The organism is Pontiella sulfatireligans (genome assembly GCF_900890705.1).
In the GTDB taxonomy this organism is placed as follows: Bacteria; Verrucomicrobiota; Kiritimatiellia; order Kiritimatiellales; family Pontiellaceae; genus Pontiella; species Pontiella sulfatireligans.
Map to the genome: position 1 here is coordinate 2,837,866 of NZ_CAAHFH010000001.1, position 20,480 is coordinate 2,858,345.

The window sequence follows — 20,480 nt, forward strand, 5'->3', positions numbered from 1 at the left end:
GAATGGCCTGCGCCAAATATACAAAAATTAAAGCCACGGAAGCCAGCGCATGAAAAACAAAACCACCCACTTCGTATTCTTCTCCCCCACGGGAACCACTCAAACCACCATCCTGACCGTAGGCAAGGGAACCGGCTGCAAGATCGGCACAATCCTTGACCTGACAAAAGAAGCACCGCAAAAGACTCCGACGTTCACAGAAGCGGATCTGGTGGTCGTTGGAATGCCGGTCTATGGCAGCCGACTTCCCTCCCTCGCGGTTGAGCGTTTTAAATCGCTTCAAGGCACGAACACACCAATCGTTCCGATCGTGGTCTATGGCAACTGCCACTACGGCGATGCGCTCGCCGAACTCTTTGACCTCTGCTCCGAGCAGGGTTTCCGCCCCGTTGCCGCAGGCGCATTTTTAGGCGAGCACTCCTTTTCCACAGCCGACCTGCCGCTTTCCCCCGGCCGGCCGGATGCCGCCGATAAGAAGCAGGCCGAAACCTTCGGAATTCAAATCGGACAGCTGCCGGCAACCGCTCGTCTTGAACCCGTACAGGTTCCGGGCAACCGTCCCTATAAACCGGCCCCGCAGCTGACGGGGTCTGCAACAAGCGTCGATTCCGCCGCCTGCACAAAATGCGGCAAGTGCATCGAAGCCTGCCCGACCCAAGGCATGCACATGACCAGCACCGCTGCCGAGGCCGATCCGGACAACTGCATCTGGTGCATGGCCTGCGAGCGCATCTGCCCATCAAACGCCCGTTCGCTCACCCATGAAAAGGTGATGGCCTCCGCCCAAAAGCTGCATGATCATTTCAGCGCCCGCCGGGATCCGGAAAGCTTTCTGGCAGCGAATTAGAGCGGAACGGCGTGGACAGCGAGCAGAACAAATTTAAAACAAGCAACGTGGTTTCCATCGCGGCGACACACTTCCTGCACGACACCTATTCATCGTTCTTCGCTCCGCTCATTCCGCTGCTAAGCAATAAACTGGGCTTCACCTATGCCATCGCCGGGGTGCTCTCCGTTGTGCAGAAACTCCCGTCCCTGCTCAATCCGTTCATCGGCCTCATCGCCGACAAGACCGTGATCCGCTCAGGCATTGTTGCCACTCCGATCATCACGATCATCACCATGAGCCTGATGGGGCTGGCTCCGTCGGTCACGCTGCTTGCCGTTCTGCTTTTTGCATGCGGCATCAGCGCCGCCGTGCTGCACGTCACCGCGCCGGTCCTGATGCGCCGCGTTTCCGGCAGCAAGGTTGGGCGCGGCATGAGCTTCTTCATGTTTGGCGGAGAGCTGGCAAGAACCATCGGCCCCTTGGTCATTACCGCCGCTGTTTCCTGGTGGGGGCTCGAAGGGACATGGCGGCTGATCCCGTTCGGTCTGGCGGCATCGCTGCTCCTTTTCCTGAACCTGCGAACGATCGACAAGGAATTCATCCGGCAATTCACACAGGCTAAAAAACATCATCTGTCGAAATCAATTGGCGAAGTCATCCCCTTTTTCGCCCAAATCGGCCCCATCATTCTTTTCCGGGGCTTTTCCAACACGGCCCTGACCCTGTTCCTGCCGTCCTACATGGTGGACAGCGGCTACTCGATCAAAGCCGCCGCATGCGCGCTCGCGGTTTTGGAACTGGCCGGCGCCGGCGGCGCCTTGATGGCCGGAAGCCTGTCGGACAAGACCGGAAGGAAAAAGGTGCTGCTGGCCATCATGCTGCTGTCGCCTTTGCTCATGCTGCTTTTCACGGTGGCGGCCGGCATCGCGCAATGGCTGCTGCTCGGTTTGATGGGACTGGTTTTCTTTGCAAGCACCCCCGTCTTCATGGCCATGATCCACGACCTGAATTCCGACCGGCCCTCTTTCGCAAACGGCCTTTACATGACCCTCAACTTTGCCGCCAGCTCCATTGTTGCGCTTCTGGTCGGCGTTTACGCCGACCACCATGGCCTGGTGGCGACCTACCGAATGACGGCGCTGCTTGGCTTGTTGGCCATCCCGCCGACCCTTCTTCTGAAAGATAAGCGATAGCCCCTCCAGACCGACGGAAAGGATCCCGGGAAACAATGCACTTCCTTCGTTAACCTATGGGTTTCACAACTCGTCCCACCGTTCTACTTGGCGCGGCATCGCTGAGCCGTAGTCGATGATTAACTTGCCGTTCAAATGATCGATTTCGTGCTGCACAATGCGGGCAAGAAAACCTTCGAATTTCAGCTCCACTTCTCGATTCTCAATATCTAGCGCCCGAACCCAAATGGAGAAAGCCCTCGAAATATTCACTGCCTGGTCAGGCAGACTCAGACAACCTTCCACCATTGTATCGAAACCTTTGCTTTCCAGAACTTCCGGATTGGCCAGAGCCAGCTTCACTCCCTCTGCTTCCGCCACGATCAGGCACGAGGAAAACCCCACTTGCGGCGCTGCCAATCCCACGCCGTTCCAGTTCCACATGCTCTTAAACATGGACTTCAGCAGTCGCTGCTCATGTTCTCCAACGTGAAGCACTGGATCGGCTTGAAGGCGCAGTATCGGTTCGGGGTAGATGCTAAGCTCAAGTATATTCATCACAACACCATGTAATCCTGTCCGTTTTCTGCATTACGACCCATCGCAGATCTTGTACTCTTTCAGCGTCTTGATGTAGTTGGCGCGTTCAAACGCGGCGGGGTTGGATAAAGGTTGTCGTCAACGCACCGGCCTGCTGTGCGCCGTGGACCGCTCCACTGGCACCGCCTTCACTCTGCACAGCTCCACCACGTCCGGAATGGTGCCCCAGATATTCGTGCGGCCCTCTGACGACCATTGGTCGACCCATTCCCCCATGCCGGAGGAGGGCGTGATCGGGTAAATGGCGCAAACCTCATTTATTTTATGCGCCATGTAAGCAGAGGCTTCGTTACCGTCGATAATGCTTCGCGTTGTACTCATTGCGTCTTCTCCTGCTTGGAAAACGGATCAACTCTGTACCGCTTTACATCAACTTTTTTGGTTCATGACATGATTTCCCGTAATCTTCCGCCAAAGACAATTCCATCCGCCTCGGTCGGGCTGACCCGGACATCTAAGCCCTGCGGGTGTGGAAGACGCGCCGTGGTGTCGATGCCGAGTTGTTCGTATATGCTGCCGATCAGATCCCATGGATAGACGGGGCGATCCACCACCTCCCCCCCTATTTCGTTGGAGGCGCCCACCACCTGACCGCCCTGGAAACCACCGCCGGCGACGACATGGGAAAAGCACTTGCCATAATGGCCGCGCCCTCCGTTCCAGGGCGATTCCCACATGACCTTTGGTGTGCGGCCAAACTCGCCGCCCCACCAGACGATGGTGCTGTCGAGCAAGCCGCGCTGAGAAAGGTCGTCGAGCAAGGTGGAAAAGCCCTTGTCGAGTTCGGGCAATTTCTGCTTCATGATTTCGAAATGCTTCTTGTGCGTATCCCAGCCGCCGTAGTTGATGGTGACGTAGGGCACTCCCCGCTCAACCAGGCGACGCGCAATCAAGCAGGAAGCGCCGAAGTCGCTTTTGCCGTAGCGCTCACGCAGCGCGGCGTCTTCCGTGCTGACATCGAACACCTTGCCGGCATCGCCAAGAATCAGCTCATAGGCTTGATCCTCGCACCGGTCCATCTGGGCAAACCGGGGGTTGCCCTCCATCTTGCAGCCATAGGTTTCCAAGTTGTGCAGCAACTGACGCCGGTCGCGTTGGCGTGCTTCCGTGATGCCCTTCTGAACGATGCCCTCCACCATAAAGACCGGGGAGTTCGGTTTTCCACCCGTTGCGAACGGCTTGTATCGCAATCCCATGAAGCCCGACTCAGAAAAACGACCCTGAGGTTTCGTGAGCACGATATAGGGAGGGATCAGCCCCTTGTATCCGGCGTCATAGCCGTGAAAGAGTGAAACCACCGCGCCCACGCAGGGGAACACATCACCGCCAGCCGGCCGGCCCGTCTGGGTGACATACGAGGCCGTCTCATGGCCGTTGATCCCGTGGGTCATGCTGCGGATGATGGCATACTTGTCGGCCTGCTGGGCAAGGAGCGGCAACATTTGGCCAATACGGATGCCGGGCACGTTTGTTTCGATCGGGGTGGTGTAGGGCCCGCAATAGGCGGCTCCCGCATCGGGCTTCGGGTCGAAGGTATCAAGCTGGGACGGCCCGCCCCACATCCAAATCTGGATGACAGCCTTGGCTTTGCCCGGCCTCACGGCGGAGGCCTGCAATGGCGCGCCAAAAGTCGAGCCAACAACGCCGGCCGCACTATAGCTCAGTATTTCACGACGCGTTAGACTGCCCAGTGCATTCAGATAATGCTGCGTTTTCATGATCGGCCCCCTTTTGCAAAAAACCTTGCCAACAGAGCTACAGTGGACAGACATTGCATGCCTTTATAATCAACACACAGCCGCTTTTTTGGGCGGCCTGTTCGTAACCGAGTCGAAGCGCCTCGAAAACCTGAGGGGATTCGCCTTTAACGATGGAACTCATCGGGCCAATCTCCACTTCGCACCCGTGGCTTTTCAATACATCTGAAAAGTCCATAACGGGGTGCTCAAGGCTTTCCTCCGTTAGAGGGTATAAACTCACTTCTGCTTCCACTTTCATCATGCACACTCCTTTCCCTTCCGGTTAGGTTATGTTTTCCAATGACTATATTTCTGATCTCCCTTCGAGAGATCCATCAAATCAAAGCGCAAAGAAGCTCTGGAAGACATTTCCCGCAGACTGCCGAAGGGATAGAGGCCATGGTCCGCCAGAACTCGAACAATGTTTGCCGGGGTGAGGCTTCCGGACTTGACCATGAATACAATGGCTTTCGAGGGGTTCTTCACTTGACTTGCAAAAAGCTCGTGCATTTGCTGAATGGCATCCCGTTTCATAACAATCTCCAAGCGATCAGAACGGCTTGTGCGACATCAAAAACGGGAGCAATCCTTCCATGCCATTTAGTAAATGAAGCTTTCATCATCTATATACAGTGCATCAAGGGTGCCAGAGGCAATGAGCGAGACCATAAATTACGCAACATATTGCAGTCGTGTGATTATTGAAATTAAACAGCAGGCACCAAATAAACCCACAAAGTGCAAATATGCACTCTTATCGGGCACAAGGGGTAGCAATTGTGCAACCGAAAGAGATATGCTCTTGTGGATGCCAAGCTCCAAGGCGGATACTACGCGGTTGAAGCCATTTTCCCCAGAAACTGTAAAATGAATTACACGATCAAAACAGGGAGAACTAGCTTCGCAATCATGATTACAACAATATACCTTGAGAATATGCCGGTAGGTTGTAGGATTTTGAAAGAGGACTTATTTGTGCAACATTCAGGAGAAAAGGCTCATGTATCTTCTTGAGATTGACCGCACGCTAAACCGTATCCACATAACGCTGTCGGATCGGTTTGACGAACCTCAGGCCATAGCCCTTCTTGATGAAATACGGTTGCGCATGGGAGAATTGGAACGGGATTTTCTTCTGCTGTGCGACCTGACGACATTGGAAGAATTTTCTCCTTCTGCCAGATCTCACTTTCGTGCCGTGATGGATTTATGCAATGAAGCCGGGGTCCGGAAGATTATTCGGATCATCCCCCATCCGCTGGACAACTTCGGCCTCACCATTATGTCATATATTCACTATGACAGCGGCATTCCGGTGGTTACCTGCAAGGCGCTAAAAGAAGTGTCCAAGCACCTTAAATAAAATTCATCGGAAAACCGACTGTGGCCAAAACCAGCGCATTTGAGAAACACGCTTCGGACTATGACCAATGGTTCGAGGATCATCGCCATGTCTACCAATCCGAGCTTGAGGCGCTTAAAAAGTTATTGCCTGAAAGCGGGAAAGGCATGGAGGTCGGAGTTGGTACTGGTCGTTTTGCCGCACCCCTCGGAATCAAGACAGGTGTCGAGCCGTCGCAGGCGATGCGGGAAATAGCCCGAAACAAAAACATCGATGCCATGGACGGGACGGCAGAGGCGCTGCCCTTCCCCGACGAACACTTTGACTATGTCCTGTTCGTGACCACGGTCTGTTTTCTTGATTCTCTGGAGCAGGCGTTCAAGGAAGCATTCCGTGTCCTGAAATCCAACGGTGCGGTTATGATAGGGATGATTGATCGGGACAGTCAACTCGGACAGGAATATGACGCGAGAAAAAAGGAAAGCCGGTTTTATAAGGAGGCCGTATTCCGCTCCGTGGATGAAGTTGTGAGCGGTCTTGAAAACTCAGGATTTGGTGGATTCCAATTCGTTGAAACCTTGCGTTATCCAACGGCCGAAATCATGAAAAAAGAGCCGGTTCAGGAAGGGTATGGCGAAGGTGCATTTGTGGTTGTTAAAGCCGTGAAATGAAGTGTATGCCTATTTTTTAGAGAAAGTGAATAAGCACAGACATTGCCGTTGTTCCTAGTGAGGTGTAAAATTTTTCCAGGAGAAAAGGTTTTCTGATGAATGCTCTACATAGAGCAGGAGATCATCGCTCACCCGATACTTGGAAGGCAGCTTTCCGAGGGGTATATCCGCAAGCAAAACTCCAAGGAAAAGTACGGCGATGATGTGATTATTGAAGTCGTTTCACGTCACGCAATGGCAAGCTAACCTTTTTGGACAGCTCCATTGTTCAGGATGGCCACGGCATGCTTCCCATGCTGGCCCACTTCCTGATCGTCAAATAAGCTCCTCGTCGGTCTTCCCATAGGCGCTGTGCTCATGGCAACCGGACATTAAACTGCACTGGTTCAGGGCTTCATCTTGCTGCCGCACCCCCGCTCTCCATGTGCCGATGTAAGTGTTTAATGATAAGAATACTATCCTATATCTCCCTCGTTAAATAGGTTGAAAAGTTCAGCACAAGGCGTATTGGTGACAATGGGGGCGGTGAGTAGGAGGTTGAGATGAAAACCTTAAAATTTACAGGATCACTCAGCGAGATCGAAAGGGCCCTCTATCTGTCACATCAAACTCAGCTGGCTGAAGTAGGCAGGCATCCATTCACACCGGATTGGACACGTACAATTCTAGCAACGCTGCTCGTATTCTCGCTCACCGCCACCGTGCAGGGCGAAGACTATACCTATACAACCAACAGCGGCGCGATCACCATCACCAACTACACCGGTTCCGGCGGTGCGGTAGCCATCCCCGACACCACGCACAACACGGAAAGCGAGGGGTTCTATCGAATCGAAGTTGAGTTGAAATAAAATAGTTCGTAGTCCCGCCTTTAGGCGGTCAGTCCGCAAAGCCGCCTAAAGGCGGAACTACAAACCTTGGAAAAGGAGACACAAAATGAAAAAGCAAATCGCAAAAACCATCATCGCGCTTCTGATTGGAAGCACCGCTGTGCAGGCGGCCACGCACTATGTGGATATCAACAACACATCCCCGACCGCGCCCTACACCAACTGGGTCACGGCGGCGACGAACATCCAGAACGCAGTCGATGCAGCGGTCGCTGGCGAAACGGTGTTGGTCACCAACGGAACCTATCAGCTGAACGCGGAGGTTTTGGTTCCAGAGTCACTTCGGATCGAGGGCGTAGGTGTGGTGGCGGAAACCATCGTTGTTGCCGTCAACAGCAACCGTTGCTTCAACCTTGCTGCCGGGGTTTTCCTGAGCGGCGTCACCATCACCAATGGCTATGCCGCAGTCGATGGCGGAGGGATTCTTTGCGCTGACGAATCCGCAATGATCAGTAACTGTGTCATCTCGGGGAACACGGCTGGGGATGACGGCGGAGGGATGTATCGAGGCACGGCGTACGGTTGCGATTTTATCGGCAACACGGCACTCGACGACGCCGGAGGCGCCGCATTGGTTGCTCCCGACAACTGTATGTTCATCGGCAACACGGCGGTGGGCGCTGGTGGCGGCTACAGTTCATGGGCAAGTCCATTGTCCCCCAGCAACTGTGTCTTCATCGGAAACACGGCGAAATACGGGGGGGCAACGTATGAGTCGGAGGCTTACGACTGTGTATTTTCCAACAACATTGCGGGAACAACGGGCGGCGCAATGTATCAGGGAAGCGATGTATACAATTGCGTGTTTGCCGGCAATGTCGCCTCCAACAAGAGCGGTGGCGCGATCTACAGGCTTTATGCATACAATTGCTTCTTCACCAATAACTGGGCAAAAAGCCACGGCGGCGCGATATTCGAGGCGGGCGCATCCAACTGCACCTTCATCAGCAACCACGCGGGTCAATATGGGGGCGCAAAAGCATTTTGGAATGGTGTGATGCAAGACTGTGTTTTCATTTCCAACACCGCAGGGGTTCGTGGTGGCGCCGTGAATGATGGGCAGCTGTACAACTGCATCTTCTACGGCAACCACTCGTACGGCCGCGGCGGTGCGGTGTATGAGGCCGATCTCTACAACTGCGTCCTGTACAACAACTCCGCGAACGATAAAGGAGGCGGCATATACTTGCGCTCGGCACGCAACTCCATCATTTGGTCCAATTCAGCCCCGAGTGGGAATGATCTCTACAACCTTTCCGCATACCACTGCTGCCTTTCCGATACGGTGATTAGTTCAGGAACACTGACCGGTTGCATCACCAATGCGCCACTCTTTGTGGACACCGCAATGCGCGACTTCCATTTGCAGGCCGGCTCGCCGTGCATCGATTCCGGCAGCAATGCGCTCACACATGCGGCGTTTGATTTTGACGGTGTCCCGCGCCCGCTCGACGGCGACAACAACGGTTCCGCTATCATAGACATCGGCTGCTACGAGCTTCTCGTCGCGACAGCCGATTCCGATGACGACGCCATGCCCGACGGGTGGGAACACGATCACGGACTGAATGCAGCCGTTGCCGATGCCTCCGGCAATCCTGACCTCGACCCGCACGACAACCTGTCCGAATACATCGCCGGCACCGACCCGGCCAACGGCGCATCGTTCTTCCAGATTACGAACGCCGCGGACACGGCTTTCGGCTTCGTGGTGGAGTGGGCGCCATCGGTCAGCAACCGCGAATATGCCGTCCTCCACGAAGGCAGCCTGACCAACAGCTTGACGAACGTGGTTTCCGGAATCGACTTCCCGCAAAACAGCCATGCCGACACCACGCACAGCGCAGAAAGCGAGGGCTTCTATCGGGTTGAAGTAAAGTTGAAATAGATAATCGTTCTTCTCGTCCCTCGTCCTCGATCAGGCGGCCGAGAACGAAGGGCGAGGACGAGGACGAGGACGAGGACGAAAAATGGAGACATAAAATGAAAATGAAAATCACAATCAGCATTATCGCGCTTCTGATCGGAAGCAATGCCAGTGTGCTGGCGGATACCTTGTACGTTTCCCTATCTGGTTCGCATAAATCCCCCTATTCAGACTGGGGGCACGCGGCAACCAATATTCAGGATGCAGTGGATGCTGCAACCGCAGGGGATACGGTAATGGTATCCAACGGCACATACAATCTCTCTGGAACGATCACGGTCACGAATAACATCATGATCAAAAGCGGAGACGGGCAGACAAATGTTATCGTCGACGGCCAGCGCAATTACCGCTGCTTTGATCTGGGAAACAATGCCTGCCTTCTTGACGGTTTTACGATTCAAAACGGGTACGTGGACCACGACAATGGTGGAGGTGTTTATTGCAGTGGCACGACACCGCTCATTAGAAACTGTCTGATCATTCGCAGTTCGGCCCCATACGGTGGCGGGTGCCACAAAGGCACATTAATTAACTGCACATTGTCGGACAATGTCGCAGACCACGATGGAGGGGGATGCTACCAAAGCTCACTGCAGAATTGCATCAACTGCTTCAACTATGAAGATGATAACTGGTATGACTCGGATATTTCCTACTCGTGTACAACGCCACTTCCCACCGGGATCGGCAACATCACCAACGCTCCGCTCTTTGCAAATGCTGCCGGCAACAATTATCGTCTGACCACCAACAGCCCCTGCATCAATGCAGGAGTCTATCAGACATGGATGACAGGCACCGACGATCTGGACGGAAACCAGAGAGTGATCGGCGGAACCGTGGACATGGGCACCTATGAATTCCCCACTGTGCTGCTGCCGCAAATTGATATTACAAATGGTAATGCATCCGTTTATGGTGAAATCTCCACCTTCACAATCGGCGGAACCAACAACAGCTGGACCGCAGGAACCCTGTCCTGGACCAACACGGCCAATGCCGCCAACGGAACGGTTCCGGTGTCCAGTTCAACATTTCTGATTTCCGGCCTCCCACTGGCTTTTGGCGACAATACCATCACCGTCACCGGCACCAACACCTTGGAAAACAAGGCCTCCGACAGTGTGACGATTACGCGTCTTGTTGAACACGGCACCAGCTCCCTTTTTCACTATGTGTCCACCAATGGTACGGCGGCCTACCCGTATACCAGCTGGGTGACAGCCGCAACCAACATTCAGGAAGCCGTGAATGCGGCAAACGCAGGCGACACGGTGCTGGTAACCAATGGCACCTATACCTCGGCCGGGCAAATTTCCGTTGCCAAAGCCATTACGGTGGAAAGCGCCAACGGCCCGGAAGTTACTATTGTCGATGGCCTTAACAATCACCGCTGCTTCATTCTATCTGACGTCGCTTGTATACTTAACGGGTTTACGATTCGTAACGGATATATGAACAATTGGCATGGTGGCGGGATCTATTGCTGGGGGAATACGCCAGTCATTACCAATTGTAAACTTATAGATAATGAAGCCGCCACCGGTGGCGGCGGAAGCTACCAAGGCACACTGCACAACTGTATGTTGATGGGTAATTCCGCCCACCACGGCGGTGGCGGCTTCAACTGTACGCTGAACAGTTGCACGATTGTGAGCAATACGGCCAGCACCTCCGGCGGAGGAAGCAATTCCGGCACATTGCAAAACTGTATTCTCTTCTCCAACTCGGCAACCTCATCGGGTGATAACTATGATAGTGATACTCTCCAGTATTGTTGCACGACACCCGACCCTGGAGGCATAGGCAACATCACCAATGCTCCGTCCTTTGTCGATGAGGCGGGCAGCAACTATCGCCTGAATGCCGACTCGCTCTGCATCAATGCGGGTAACAATGCATATGTGTACGGAAGTTTCGATCTGGATGGCCAGCCGAGGCTGGTGGACGGAACCGTGGACATGGGGGCTTATGAATTTGATCCTGCGCCGTTCATCGATATTACCAACATCAATGAAACGGTCGGCAGCGAAGTGACGCTTTACACCATTGGCGGCACCAACAACAGCTGGACGGTGGGAACCCTGAGCTGGACCAATGTCGCCAACGCGGCGAATGGAACCGTTCCGGTTTCCGGAACCGTCTTTCAGGTTTCTTCTGTTCCGCTGACCGGCGGTGCCAACGAAATCACGGTAACCGGCACCAACATCGCGGGCGATGAAGCCTCCGACAACGTGACGATTACGCGCGATCCGCTCCACACAGGCAACTCGCCCGTTCACTATGTTTCCACCAACGGCACTGCGGTCTGGCCCTACACCAACTGGGTTACTGCCGCCACGAATATTCAGAATGCGGTCAATACCGCCAACACCGGCGATACAGTGCTGGTAACAAACGGCACCTATACCTCGGTTTCACAGATTAGCGTTGCCAAGGTCATTACGGTGGAAAGTGTCAACGGGCCCGAGGTGACCATCGTCGATGGTTTGAACGATCACCGTTGTTTCATTCTTCAGAATGTTGCCTGTACGATCAGCGGATTTACGATTCGCAACGGCTTCATGCACGACTGGCATGGCGGCGGCATTTATTGCTTTGGGTCGACCCCGGTGATTGCCAATTGCAAACTGATAGATAATGAAGCCGCGGGGTACGGCGGCGGATGTTACTATGGAACGCTGAACAGTTGTACGCTGAAAGACAATTCGGCCACCAGAGGCGGCGGATGCCATTACGGGACACTGAACAACTGTACGCTCTCAGGCAACTCGGCTTCTCAAATCGGCGGCGGAAGTTTCGAGGGCACGCTGAACAACTGTACGCTGACGGGCAATTCCGCCACCTACGGCGGCGGAAGTTGCGAGGGCACGCTACGAAACTGCATCGTCTACTCCAACACAGCTGGCACATCAGGTGACAACTGGTTTGCCGCCTCAGCGCCGGATCTTTCCTACTCCTGCACAACGCCGCTTCCTGCCGGAGACGGCAACATCACCAATGCTCCGCTGTTCGCTGATGAAGTTGGCGGTGATTATCACCTGACTGCCAACAGCCCATGCATCGATGCCGGAACCGACCTCGGGCTGGCGGACGATCTCGATGGAATACCACGCCCGCTCGATGGAAATGCCAACGGCTCCGCCATTGCGGATATGGGCGCTTATGAATACCTGAATATCCTTGCGGATTCTGATGACGATGGTCTCAGCGATGGTGACGAAATGTATACATACGGCACCATGCTGACAGTTGCTGATACCGATGGAGACGGGCTGGACGACGGCGACGAGGTTGCTTTGGGATTTTCTCCGACTATTCACAGTGCGGGTGCTATTGCCTACGGTGAAAGTATCGGCGAGTCCAACGTCACCAACAACCCGTCAGCCTATGGCCTCTACTCTTCAGAATCGATCGGAGACCTGAGCATGGGCTATATGATGGTCCAGACCAGCAACGGGTGGGCGAATCTTTGGCTTCAGCTTGAACAGTGCGACGATCTCATCGAGGGCGTCTGGACGAACGCGGGAGATGCCGTTCTCTGGCAGGAACCCGCCGATGGCGACAAAGCCTTCTTCCGTGTCCACGGCCAGTAGTGCAGATGCGAAGATGTTAAGCGGGAGGGGTTGAGCTGGATTCGTAGTCGTGGTGTTCGATTCGGGGTTCGAGGACGAGAAGGACGAAGACGAAATCTCGCCCAGTTGGGTGGATGGAGGCAGAAAATGAAAAAGCAAGTCATAGCAATGAGCACCATGCTTCTGGTTGGAAACAGCGCCACCGACACCACGCACACCACCGAAAGCGAAGGGTTCTATCGGATTGAGGTTGAAATGAAATAGATAGGAAAACGTTCGTAGTCCCGCCTTTAGGCGGCCAGTCCGCAGAACCGTCTAAAGGCGGGACTACAAAACCTTATGAAGGAAATAGAAAAATGAAAAATCGAATCGCAATCACCACCATCGCGCTTCTGATCGGAAGCACCGCCGTGCAGGCGGCAACCCGAACTTGGGACGGAAGTTACAGTAAATATTGGGATAATTCGGCGAATTGGGTGGAAAATCAGATTCCTGCCGATGGGGATACGCTTATATTTCCGGACGACGCAAGTACGCTGACTAGAGACTCGTTCAACGCCATATCCGGCCTGAGCCTGAATTCGATCAAGGTGTTGGGGGAGGGTTATCATCTATCAGGCTACAATGTTGGACTGTCCGATTCCCTTTGGATTTCCAACAGTGTATCGGGCACTATTGTAAGTCTGGGTTTGGTTCTGAATGCCCCGGTCACCATCTATATGCATGCAAACACTCTTTTGTGCGGCGCGAATGATATTGATCTCAATGGATATGATCTCAATATCGGTGGTCCTGGAAATATTTCTGTAACCGGCTTGGACAGTTCGATTACGGGTGTTGGGTCGGTAAACAAGTTTGGCAGCGGCACTGTGACCCTGGACGGTTCGACGGAAAATACCTATTCCGGTTCCACGACTGTTGAGGAAGGAACGTTGGTCCTGAGCAAATACTATGGGAATGCTGTGCCGCACTCGTTGGTTGTTGGCGGCAACGATACGGGGGATCCTAAAGCTGCCGTTCAGATGGATGAGGATGCCCGTCAAATCGTGAGTGATTTAACCATCAACAAAACGGGTGCATTGGATATGAACGGGCATACGAATGCCATTGCGAACCTGAACCTGAACGGCGGTGCCGATGTTCATACCGCCGCATCCTATGAGATGCTGACGATTTCGGGCAATGTTACCGTCAGTGAAAGCATATCTATCATTTCAGGCTACATTAACATACCTGAAGGAAGCCATGATTTCGACATTCTCTACACGGGCATGGTTCCACCGCCGGGTGCCAGTTGCTACCTCACCGCCAACGTGACCGGAGACGGCAGGCTGGTTAAAACAGGACCCGGGTGCATGCTGATTTCCGGAAGCAACGATTATGCGGGAACAACGAGCGTGGAAGAGGGCACTGTTCTGCTCGAGTCGGATACCGCACTGGGTTCGGCGGCGGCGGGCACCACGGTGAACGCCGGTTCGAGGATGTACTTGTCGGAGGACAGCCAGGGCTCCTCTATGCAGGTTGTGGGTGAAAGACTTTCCTTAGGGGGCGATCTCTACTCCTACGGTATTTCCAACGTGTGGACGGGGACGATCACACTGACAGATGATGCGGCTTTTTATGTGACGCCCGGCGACTACCTCAACCTCACCGGTGTCATAAGAGGAACCGGTGGTATGGCAAAAGGTGGAACCGGAACCCTGATTCTTTCCGGTACCACGGCAAATTCCTACACTGGCGATACCATTGTGAACAACGGCACGCTGTTGTTGGGCAAGACCACCACGCCCTACTACGCCATCCCCTACGGCTCGTTGACGATAGGTGATGGCTCGGGGACGGCAGGGAGTGCACTTGTACGGGAACTGCGGAACTATCCGCTTGGCTCGATTCCCATCACCGTGAATGCCGACGGCTTGCTAGACCTGAACGGATTCGACGATACGGTCGGCAATAGTCTGACGTTGAATGGAGGTGGCGATGTGCAGACGGGAACCGGCACCATGACACTGAGCGCCAACAGCCAGATCACTGTCGCTGCCTCGTACACGGCTTCGACGATATCGGGCAATATTAATGTAGGAACCGGCGAATGCGCGTGCGATATCGCGGTTAGCACCTCTTTACTTGTTCCGGCCGCCGTGAGTGGTTCGGCTAATATCACCAAGACGGGCGAGGGATACCTGTTCCTTAGTTCCGCCAACTCGTTTACGGGTTCGATGACGCTGGAAGAATCCTACCTCGCGATCAATGATCCCTTGGCTTTGGGTGCCGATACCGCCGGAACTTTTGTCAACAGTTTGGCCTATCTGACTATATATGGGAGCACGGATGTCGGGAATGAACCGCTGACGATGAACAGTTCGATCGCCTTTGGTGCCCTGCATAACGGAGGTGGTACAAATTCCTGGGCTGGACCAGTGACGCTTTTACAGGATACCACGATCGATGTGTATGATGGCGTCCATGCTATGGAGATCAGTGGGGTAATCGGAGGCTCCGGCGGTATTACGAAAATAGGCGACGGGACGCTGATCCTTTCCGGCTCAAGCGACAACACCTATGCCGGCACGACCACCGTTGAGGAAGGGACATTGGTCCTGGATAAATCCTCCGGAATCAATGCGATCCCGCAGTCGTTGGTTATAGGCGGAAATGAAACGGGGGATCCTGTGGCTGCAGTGCGTCTGGATGAGGCATGGCAACTCGACCGCGTTGATGTAACCATCAATAAATCAGGGACGTTCGATGTGAATGGATATCAGGATTATATGGATGATCTAAACCTGAATGACAGTGCCGATATTGATACAGGATCTGCCGCGCTGTTCATTGGCGGGGATGTCACTGTGGACGGCGGTATTTCAACGATTGATGGACGTGTGTACCTGACAGCCGGAGACCACGATTTCAACATTCTATCCAGTGGCTTTACTATATGGCCAGGAGCTCATTGTTATCTGGATGCCGAGGTAGTGGGATCCGGGGCTCTTATCAAAACCGGACCGGGAAGAATGCGTATTTCCGGAAGCAACAGCTACACGGGAACAACGACCGTGGAAGAGGGCAATATTATGCTCGAGTCGGATACCGCGCTGGGAACCACGGATGGCGGAACAACGGTATACTCAAGTTCCGGGATATATCTTTCGGTGTTCACTCAGTCCTCTTCGAAGAATATCGTCGGCGAAACCCTTTCATTGGGCGGCGGTCTTTATTCATACGGTGTTGCCGACCTATGGAATGCCCAGGTTACCTTGAAGGATGATGTGGAAATCCGGGGGGTGGCAAGCGGCAAGTCCCTTGAATTGAGCGGAGCCATCGGTGGTTCCGGCGGCCTTGCGAAAACAGGCGACGGAACCCTGATTCTCTCAGGATCGACCGCCAACACCTACTCCGGCGATACCTATGTCAATGGAGGAACGCTGCTGCTGAATAAAACCGTAGGTAACGCAACCATTGTGGGCGATCTTTACATCGGCGACGGTGTGGGCGGCGCGGATGCCGACGTGGTTCGGTTGGCCGGCGGCGCGGAAATCGATTATGTGAAGGTGGTCATCGGGAAATCCGGACTGCTCGATTTGAACGATTCGGTGGAATACATCGGCTCGCTGGCCGGCAACGGCCATGTCGTGCTGGGAAGCGGGATTATCGGCACCGGTTACGACAACTCATCCACCACGTTCTCCGGGCTGATTGAGGGCACCGGCGGACTCCGCAAGAACGGCTCCGGCATCTTCACGCTGACCGGAAACAACAGCTATTCCGGCGATACAGAGATTTATAATGGAACCCTGCGGGTAAACGGCTCGCAATCCGGGAGCGACGTGCTGATAAGCGCCGGAGCAACGTTGGACGGCATCGGCACGGTGGGTGCGGTCGAAAGCGACGGCACGGTGGCGCCGGGAGCGAGTGCAGGCGAACTCGGTTGCGCAAATGCGATGCTTCAATCCGGTTCGACTCTCGAGCTGGAGCTCAACGGCTACCTGCCGGTCAACTACGACCAGCTCGATGTGAATGGAACGGCCACATTGAACAACCCGAACCTGAACATCGTTTGGGGCTTCGTTCCGGCGGCGGGCGACTCGTTCACCGTGCTCAACAACGACGGCGGCGATGCCGTGGTCGGCACGTTCAATGGGCTGGCGGAAGGGGCGACCATGACTGCAGGGAACGTGAAGCTGCAGATCAGCTATGTCGGCAACACGGGCAACGATGTCGTGCTGGCGGCCACGGAAGTGACTGAACTTGAACCGCTGGCGATCACTTCGATCGATACTTCCGGCGGGGATGTCGATCTGGAATGGGTCGGCGGCGTGCCGTTCTACGTGGTTGAAAAGAAAACCGCGCTCACCAACTCCACCTGGACGGCGATCACCGCCGCATCGCGTGATATGGCTGGCAGTGTGCCCGTCGATACGACCAATGGTTTCTACCGGGTGACGGGCGGGAATTAGAGGATAACGCAGACGGAGCATCTTGCTCCATTGGCGACTCAACGTGAGCTATTCAACCTAACAGAGCGGGACGCGAAGCGAGGCTTGAGAAACAAAAGCAACCGCAAGGAGTGACAAAACGAAGCTAAGCAGGAAGCGATGCGCCGCCGGTGAACCAAGGCGGGAGTAAACGATCACGGGGCTCATCGCACCCGGGGCCTGCGTTTTTTCTGATTGGTTGCGCCAACAGAGGCCTGCTGGTCAGATTCAGTGGATACATTCTCGAAATCGGAAGCCCCGAAAATCGAACCCTGCTTTTTGCAATGGAAGGCACCCTGCTACTTCCGCTATATTTCATGCCGCTGTTCAGCGGGCTGCTGTCGGATGCGTTCGGTTACCGTCCGCTGATCCTTTCCGGAATAATTTTGCTCATCGTCGGCATCGGTGCCGTCCAATCCCTGTGCGAACCGAGCAAAGGAGACATCAAGTGCGGCCCCAAATAAAGATGGAAACCCAATTAGCCACGTCTCCGACAAAAGAATGAAGGATCAAAATCATGAATTCAAAACAACCAATATGGTTTCCGTTGCGGAGACACACCTCCTGCACGACACCTATTCATCCTTCTTTGCGCCGCTTATTCCGCTTCTAACCGAAAAGCTGGGCTTTGCCTATGCGATGGCCGGAACGCCTTCCGTGGTGCAAAAACTTCCCTCCCTGCTCATCAATCCGCTGGTCGGCATCATGGCCGATAAAACCGTGACCCGCTCAGGGATTATAGCCGCCCCGATCGTCACGATCGTCACCATGAGCCTGATGGAGATGGCTCCTTCAGTCACCCTGCTTGCCATCATGCAGCTATCGCCTCTGCTGATGTTTCTTTCCACACTGGCATCCGGCCTCTTCCAGTGGTTGCTGCTCGGCCTGATGGGATTGGTTTTTTTGCGAACACCCCAGTTTTCATGGCCATGATCCACGATTTGAATTCCGATCGCCCCTCTTTTGCGAACGGTCTGTACATGACCCTCAATTTTGCGGCCAGCTCCATCGTCGCGCTGCTGGTTGGTGTTTCGTCCGACCGGTATGGTTTTATAAAAAACCATCAAATTACAGCGGCATTAAGCTTGTGCGCCATTCCATTAACCTTTTTCATCAAAGACCAATTACAAAAAAGAAATAGCCAATGACAATAAAAGAAAACTACCAGCAAATCAGGGCAGAAGTTCCCGACCACGTCACCATTGTGGCGGCTGTCAAAACCCGAACAACCGATGAACTCAAAATGCTGATTGACGCAGGCATCGCGGATATTGGCGAGAACTATATCCAGGAAGCCGAGGAGATGCGCAAAGCCCTCGGCGACGAGGCAAGACGGGTACGGTGGCATTTTATTGGACATTTGCAGACCAACAAAATCAACAAGGCTTTGGAACTGTTCGACGTCATTCAAACTTTGGATTCCGTGAAGCTCGCCCGGGCGATCGATAAAAGAGCGGAAACGGTTATGTCGATCCTGATTGAAATCAATAGCGGCAGGGAACCACAGAAGACCGGTCTCCTTCCGGAAGACGCCGAACAAGCTATTCGGGAAATCGCACCGCTAGAAAATCTTTCGATCAAGGGTCTGATGACAATGGGACCGCGATTTGGCAACCCGGAAGACGCCCGCCCCTACTTCAAAGAGACCAAGAAACTCTTTGATCATATTGCATCTCTAAACATCCCCGGCGCCGAAATGGACGTACTTTCGATGGGGATGTCCAACGCCTACGGAATAGCTATCGAGGAAGGAAGCACCCTGATCCGACCTGGAACCCTCCTGTTCGGGGAACGGATGTCATGCTAATGATTCATGGCGATTCTGAGCTTGTTTATCATTCCATTAACCATTTTCACTAAGGAAAAATTACGCGGATAGAAATATCAGGAGAGATTCAAAAATGACTGCTCCATCAGACCGCCTGGGAAAATCGGACCGCAGTATTCAGGAAGTGGTACTGCACGGCACATCCATCTGCCCCGGGATTTCCATAGGTCAGGTTCACTTGCTGGATGCCGATATTCCCATCCCGCAGAATCCTATTGATGCCGAACAGATTGCCCCCGAACAGGAACGCTACACCCTGCCCATCGATAGCGCGAAACGGTATTTGCGCGACCATGTTGCAAACGTTCATGCAGATTCGTCCACTAAAGCCCAGGCCATCTTCGAAATTCACCAGGTCATTTTGGCCGATGAATCCTTTCACGATCAGGTGCCAACCCCATGATATCCGTCATAAAACATGCGCTAATGATCACGACCTTTGTCGCCGTGATGATGCTGGTGATTGAATACTTGAATGTTTTGTCGCGCGGAAAATGGCAAGACCGACTAGCAAACCGGCCATGGGGGCAATATCTGGCGGCCGGCTTGCTGGGAGCCACGCCGGGGTGCCTCGGAGCGTTTGCCGTGGTGTCCATGTACGCCCACCGGCGGCTCTCGCTGGGCGCTGTGGTGGCCGCCATGATTGCGACCAGCGGCGACGAATCCTTTGTTCTGTTTGCACTGGTTCCCCGAACCGCCTTCCTGCTGACGGCACTGCTCTTTTTGATAGGAACCGGTGCCGGTGCCTTGACCGATCTGCTGCTCAAGCACCGCCTAACCGGCAAGTTGTCCTGTTGTCAGGATATGGTGCTGCATGAAGAAGACCATTGCATTTGCTTTGATTTGAAACAGCTCCCGGTTCAATGGAGAAACTGTTCGCCTACACGCGGAATCTTAACCGTAGCGCTGCTTCTATTTCTCTTCGCGTTGATTTTTGGACAGGTTGGTCCGGTTCAGTGGAACTGGATTCGGATTACGCTTCTGGCATCGACTGCGGTTGCGGTTTTCATCGTTGCCACCGTGCCGGATCATTTTCTGGAAGACCATCTCTGGAAGCATGTCGTGCGCGAACATGTCCCGCGCGTCTTTGCATGGACCTTCGGGGCGTTGCTGGTGATGCACTTCCTGGTCGACCGCTGGCAGCTTGCCGATGCCATACGCAGCGGAAAGTGGCTCGTGCTGGGGATGGCTGGATTGGTTGGCATAATCCCTGAATCAGGCCCCCACCTGATCTTCACCACCCTCTACGCAAAAGACCTTGCGCCCTTCAGCGTGCTGCTGACCAGCTCCATTGTCCAAGATGGCCACGGCATGCTTCCCATGCTGGCCCATTCCCGCTGGGCCTTCCTGATCGTCAAGTTGATCAATCTGCTCGTCGGTCTTGCTGTAGGCGCTTTACTTATGGCATCGGGAAACTGACCATGCTAGC

General features: G+C 54.1%; 19 protein-coding genes and 1 pseudogene. 15 read left to right on the forward strand and 5 right to left on the reverse strand.

Annotation, left to right across the window (positions count from 1 at the left end; genetic code table 11):
• Positions 1-49 precede the first annotated feature (49 nt).
• Positions 50-847 carry a 4Fe-4S binding protein gene (locus SCARR_RS09625; protein ID WP_136061375.1) on the forward strand — a complete coding sequence of 266 codons (798 nt, stop codon included), beginning with the start codon at positions 50-52 and terminating at the stop codon, positions 845-847.
• A gap of 11 nt (positions 848-858) precedes the next feature.
• A complete protein-coding gene (locus SCARR_RS09630; RefSeq protein ID WP_136061376.1) occupies positions 859-2,022 on the forward strand; it encodes an MFS transporter in 1,164 nt (387 codons plus the stop codon).
• A gap of 63 nt (positions 2,023-2,085) precedes the next feature.
• On the opposite strand, the gene def is transcribed toward SCARR_RS09630, so the two are convergent.
• The 5 genes and pseudogenes from def to SCARR_RS09655 all read right to left on the reverse strand — a co-directional run bounded on the left by def (position 2,086) and on the right by SCARR_RS09655 (position 4,874).
• Positions 2,086-2,559: a peptide deformylase gene (def, locus tag SCARR_RS09635; RefSeq protein WP_136061377.1), complete on the reverse strand. Its 474-nt coding sequence runs from the start codon at positions 2,557-2,559 to the stop codon at positions 2,086-2,088.
• 109 nt (positions 2,560-2,668) lie between these two features.
• Positions 2,669-2,922, reverse strand: a pseudogene (locus SCARR_RS09640) (hypothetical protein); the annotation flags it as partial.
• A 62-nt stretch (positions 2,923-2,984) separates the two neighbouring features.
• Entirely contained in the window at positions 2,985-4,319 is a 1,335-nt protein-coding gene (locus SCARR_RS09645; RefSeq protein ID WP_222846245.1) for a DUF1501 domain-containing protein, read from the reverse strand.
• Positions 4,320-4,356: 37 nt separating this feature from the next.
• Positions 4,357-4,602: a thiamine-binding protein gene (locus SCARR_RS09650; RefSeq protein ID WP_136061378.1), complete on the reverse strand. Its 246-nt coding sequence runs from the start codon at positions 4,600-4,602 to the stop codon at positions 4,357-4,359.
• A gap of 26 nt (positions 4,603-4,628) precedes the next feature.
• A complete protein-coding gene (locus SCARR_RS09655; protein WP_136061379.1) occupies positions 4,629-4,874 on the reverse strand; it encodes a hypothetical protein in 246 nt (81 codons plus the stop codon).
• 466 nt (positions 4,875-5,340) lie between these two features.
• On the opposite strand from SCARR_RS09655, the gene SCARR_RS09660 reads away from it, so the two are divergent.
• From SCARR_RS09660 to SCARR_RS09715, 13 genes are all read left to right on the forward strand, one after another.
• Positions 5,341-5,703: a hypothetical protein gene (locus SCARR_RS09660; protein ID WP_136061380.1), complete on the forward strand. Its 363-nt coding sequence runs from the start codon at positions 5,341-5,343 to the stop codon at positions 5,701-5,703.
• Positions 5,704-5,723: 20 nt separating this feature from the next.
• The gene (locus SCARR_RS09665) at positions 5,724-6,353 is read left to right on the forward strand and encodes a class I SAM-dependent methyltransferase (protein WP_136061381.1); all 630 of its coding nucleotides are present in this window, start codon (positions 5,724-5,726) and stop codon (positions 6,351-6,353) included.
• A 99-nt stretch (positions 6,354-6,452) separates the two neighbouring features.
• Complete coding sequence (locus tag SCARR_RS28140; protein ID WP_168433184.1) at positions 6,453-6,599, forward strand: hypothetical protein; 147 nt, start codon at positions 6,453-6,455, stop codon at positions 6,597-6,599.
• Positions 6,600-6,895: 296 nt separating this feature from the next.
• Positions 6,896-7,204 carry a hypothetical protein gene (locus tag SCARR_RS09670; protein WP_136061382.1) on the forward strand — a complete coding sequence of 103 codons (309 nt, stop codon included), beginning with the start codon at positions 6,896-6,898 and terminating at the stop codon, positions 7,202-7,204.
• Between the two features lie 85 nt (positions 7,205-7,289).
• On the forward strand, positions 7,290-9,131 hold the full coding sequence (locus tag SCARR_RS09675) for a choice-of-anchor Q domain-containing protein (RefSeq protein WP_136061383.1): 1,842 nt from the start codon (positions 7,290-7,292) through the stop codon (positions 9,129-9,131).
• Positions 9,132-9,226: 95 nt separating this feature from the next.
• On the forward strand, positions 9,227-12,769 hold the full coding sequence (locus tag SCARR_RS09680) for a choice-of-anchor Q domain-containing protein (protein WP_136061384.1): 3,543 nt from the start codon (positions 9,227-9,229) through the stop codon (positions 12,767-12,769).
• Between the two features lie 335 nt (positions 12,770-13,104).
• Complete coding sequence (locus SCARR_RS09685) at positions 13,105-17,205, forward strand: autotransporter-associated beta strand repeat-containing protein (protein ID WP_136061385.1); 4,101 nt, start codon at positions 13,105-13,107, stop codon at positions 17,203-17,205.
• A 302-nt stretch (positions 17,206-17,507) separates the two neighbouring features.
• Positions 17,508-17,687, forward strand: coding sequence for a hypothetical protein (locus SCARR_RS09690; protein ID WP_136061386.1), 180 nt, complete (start codon positions 17,508-17,510; stop codon positions 17,685-17,687).
• 37 nt (positions 17,688-17,724) lie between these two features.
• Positions 17,725-18,156, forward strand: a complete 432-nt coding sequence (locus tag SCARR_RS09695) for an MFS transporter (protein WP_136061387.1) — start codon at positions 17,725-17,727, stop codon at positions 18,154-18,156.
• Entirely contained in the window at positions 18,153-18,371 is a 219-nt protein-coding gene (locus tag SCARR_RS09700; protein ID WP_136061388.1) for an MFS transporter, read from the forward strand. The genes SCARR_RS09695 and SCARR_RS09700 overlap by 4 nt, the downstream gene beginning before the upstream one ends.
• Complete coding sequence (locus tag SCARR_RS09705; protein ID WP_136061389.1) at positions 18,368-19,030, forward strand: YggS family pyridoxal phosphate-dependent enzyme; 663 nt, start codon at positions 18,368-18,370, stop codon at positions 19,028-19,030. Before SCARR_RS09700 ends, SCARR_RS09705 begins: the two co-directional genes overlap by 4 nt.
• Before the next feature lie 94 nt (positions 19,031-19,124).
• Complete coding sequence (locus SCARR_RS09710; RefSeq protein ID WP_136061390.1) at positions 19,125-19,454, forward strand: phosphoenolpyruvate-utilizing N-terminal domain-containing protein; 330 nt, start codon at positions 19,125-19,127, stop codon at positions 19,452-19,454.
• On the forward strand, positions 19,451-20,470 hold the full coding sequence (locus SCARR_RS09715) for a putative manganese transporter (protein ID WP_136061391.1): 1,020 nt from the start codon (positions 19,451-19,453) through the stop codon (positions 20,468-20,470). The genes SCARR_RS09710 and SCARR_RS09715 overlap by 4 nt, the downstream gene beginning before the upstream one ends.
• Positions 20,471-20,480 lie beyond the last annotated feature (10 nt).

Bases quoted from the DNA above. Each gene is read 5' to 3' on its own strand.
- SCARR_RS09625 (WP_136061375.1), top strand. From the start codon at position 50: ATGAAAAACAAAACCACCCACTTCGTATTCTTCTCCCCCACGGGAACC.
- def (WP_136061377.1), bottom strand. From the start codon at position 2,559: ATGAATATACTTGAGCTTAGCATCTACCCCGAACCGATACTGCGCCTT.
- SCARR_RS09645 (WP_222846245.1), bottom strand. From the start codon at position 4,319: ATGAAAACGCAGCATTATCTGAATGCACTGGGCAGTCTAACGCGTCGT.
- SCARR_RS09650 (WP_136061378.1), bottom strand. From the start codon at position 4,602: ATGATGAAAGTGGAAGCAGAAGTGAGTTTATACCCTCTAACGGAGGAA.
- SCARR_RS09655 (WP_136061379.1), bottom strand. From the start codon at position 4,874: ATGAAACGGGATGCCATTCAGCAAATGCACGAGCTTTTTGCAAGTCAA.
- SCARR_RS09660 (WP_136061380.1), top strand. From the start codon at position 5,341: ATGTATCTTCTTGAGATTGACCGCACGCTAAACCGTATCCACATAACG.
- SCARR_RS28140 (WP_168433184.1), top strand. From the start codon at position 6,453: ATGCTCTACATAGAGCAGGAGATCATCGCTCACCCGATACTTGGAAGG.
- SCARR_RS09670 (WP_136061382.1), top strand. From the start codon at position 6,896: ATGAAAACCTTAAAATTTACAGGATCACTCAGCGAGATCGAAAGGGCC.
- SCARR_RS09675 (WP_136061383.1), top strand. From the start codon at position 7,290: ATGAAAAAGCAAATCGCAAAAACCATCATCGCGCTTCTGATTGGAAGC.
- SCARR_RS09680 (WP_136061384.1), top strand. From the start codon at position 9,227: ATGAAAATGAAAATCACAATCAGCATTATCGCGCTTCTGATCGGAAGC.
- SCARR_RS09685 (WP_136061385.1), top strand. From the start codon at position 13,105: ATGAAAAATCGAATCGCAATCACCACCATCGCGCTTCTGATCGGAAGC.
- SCARR_RS09690 (WP_136061386.1), top strand. From the start codon at position 17,508: ATGGAAGGCACCCTGCTACTTCCGCTATATTTCATGCCGCTGTTCAGC.
- SCARR_RS09695 (WP_136061387.1), top strand. From the start codon at position 17,725: ATGAAGGATCAAAATCATGAATTCAAAACAACCAATATGGTTTCCGTT.
- SCARR_RS09700 (WP_136061388.1), top strand. From the start codon at position 18,153: ATGATCCACGATTTGAATTCCGATCGCCCCTCTTTTGCGAACGGTCTG.
- SCARR_RS09705 (WP_136061389.1), top strand. From the start codon at position 18,368: ATGACAATAAAAGAAAACTACCAGCAAATCAGGGCAGAAGTTCCCGAC.
- SCARR_RS09710 (WP_136061390.1), top strand. From the start codon at position 19,125: ATGACTGCTCCATCAGACCGCCTGGGAAAATCGGACCGCAGTATTCAG.
- SCARR_RS09715 (WP_136061391.1), top strand. From the start codon at position 19,451: ATGATATCCGTCATAAAACATGCGCTAATGATCACGACCTTTGTCGCC.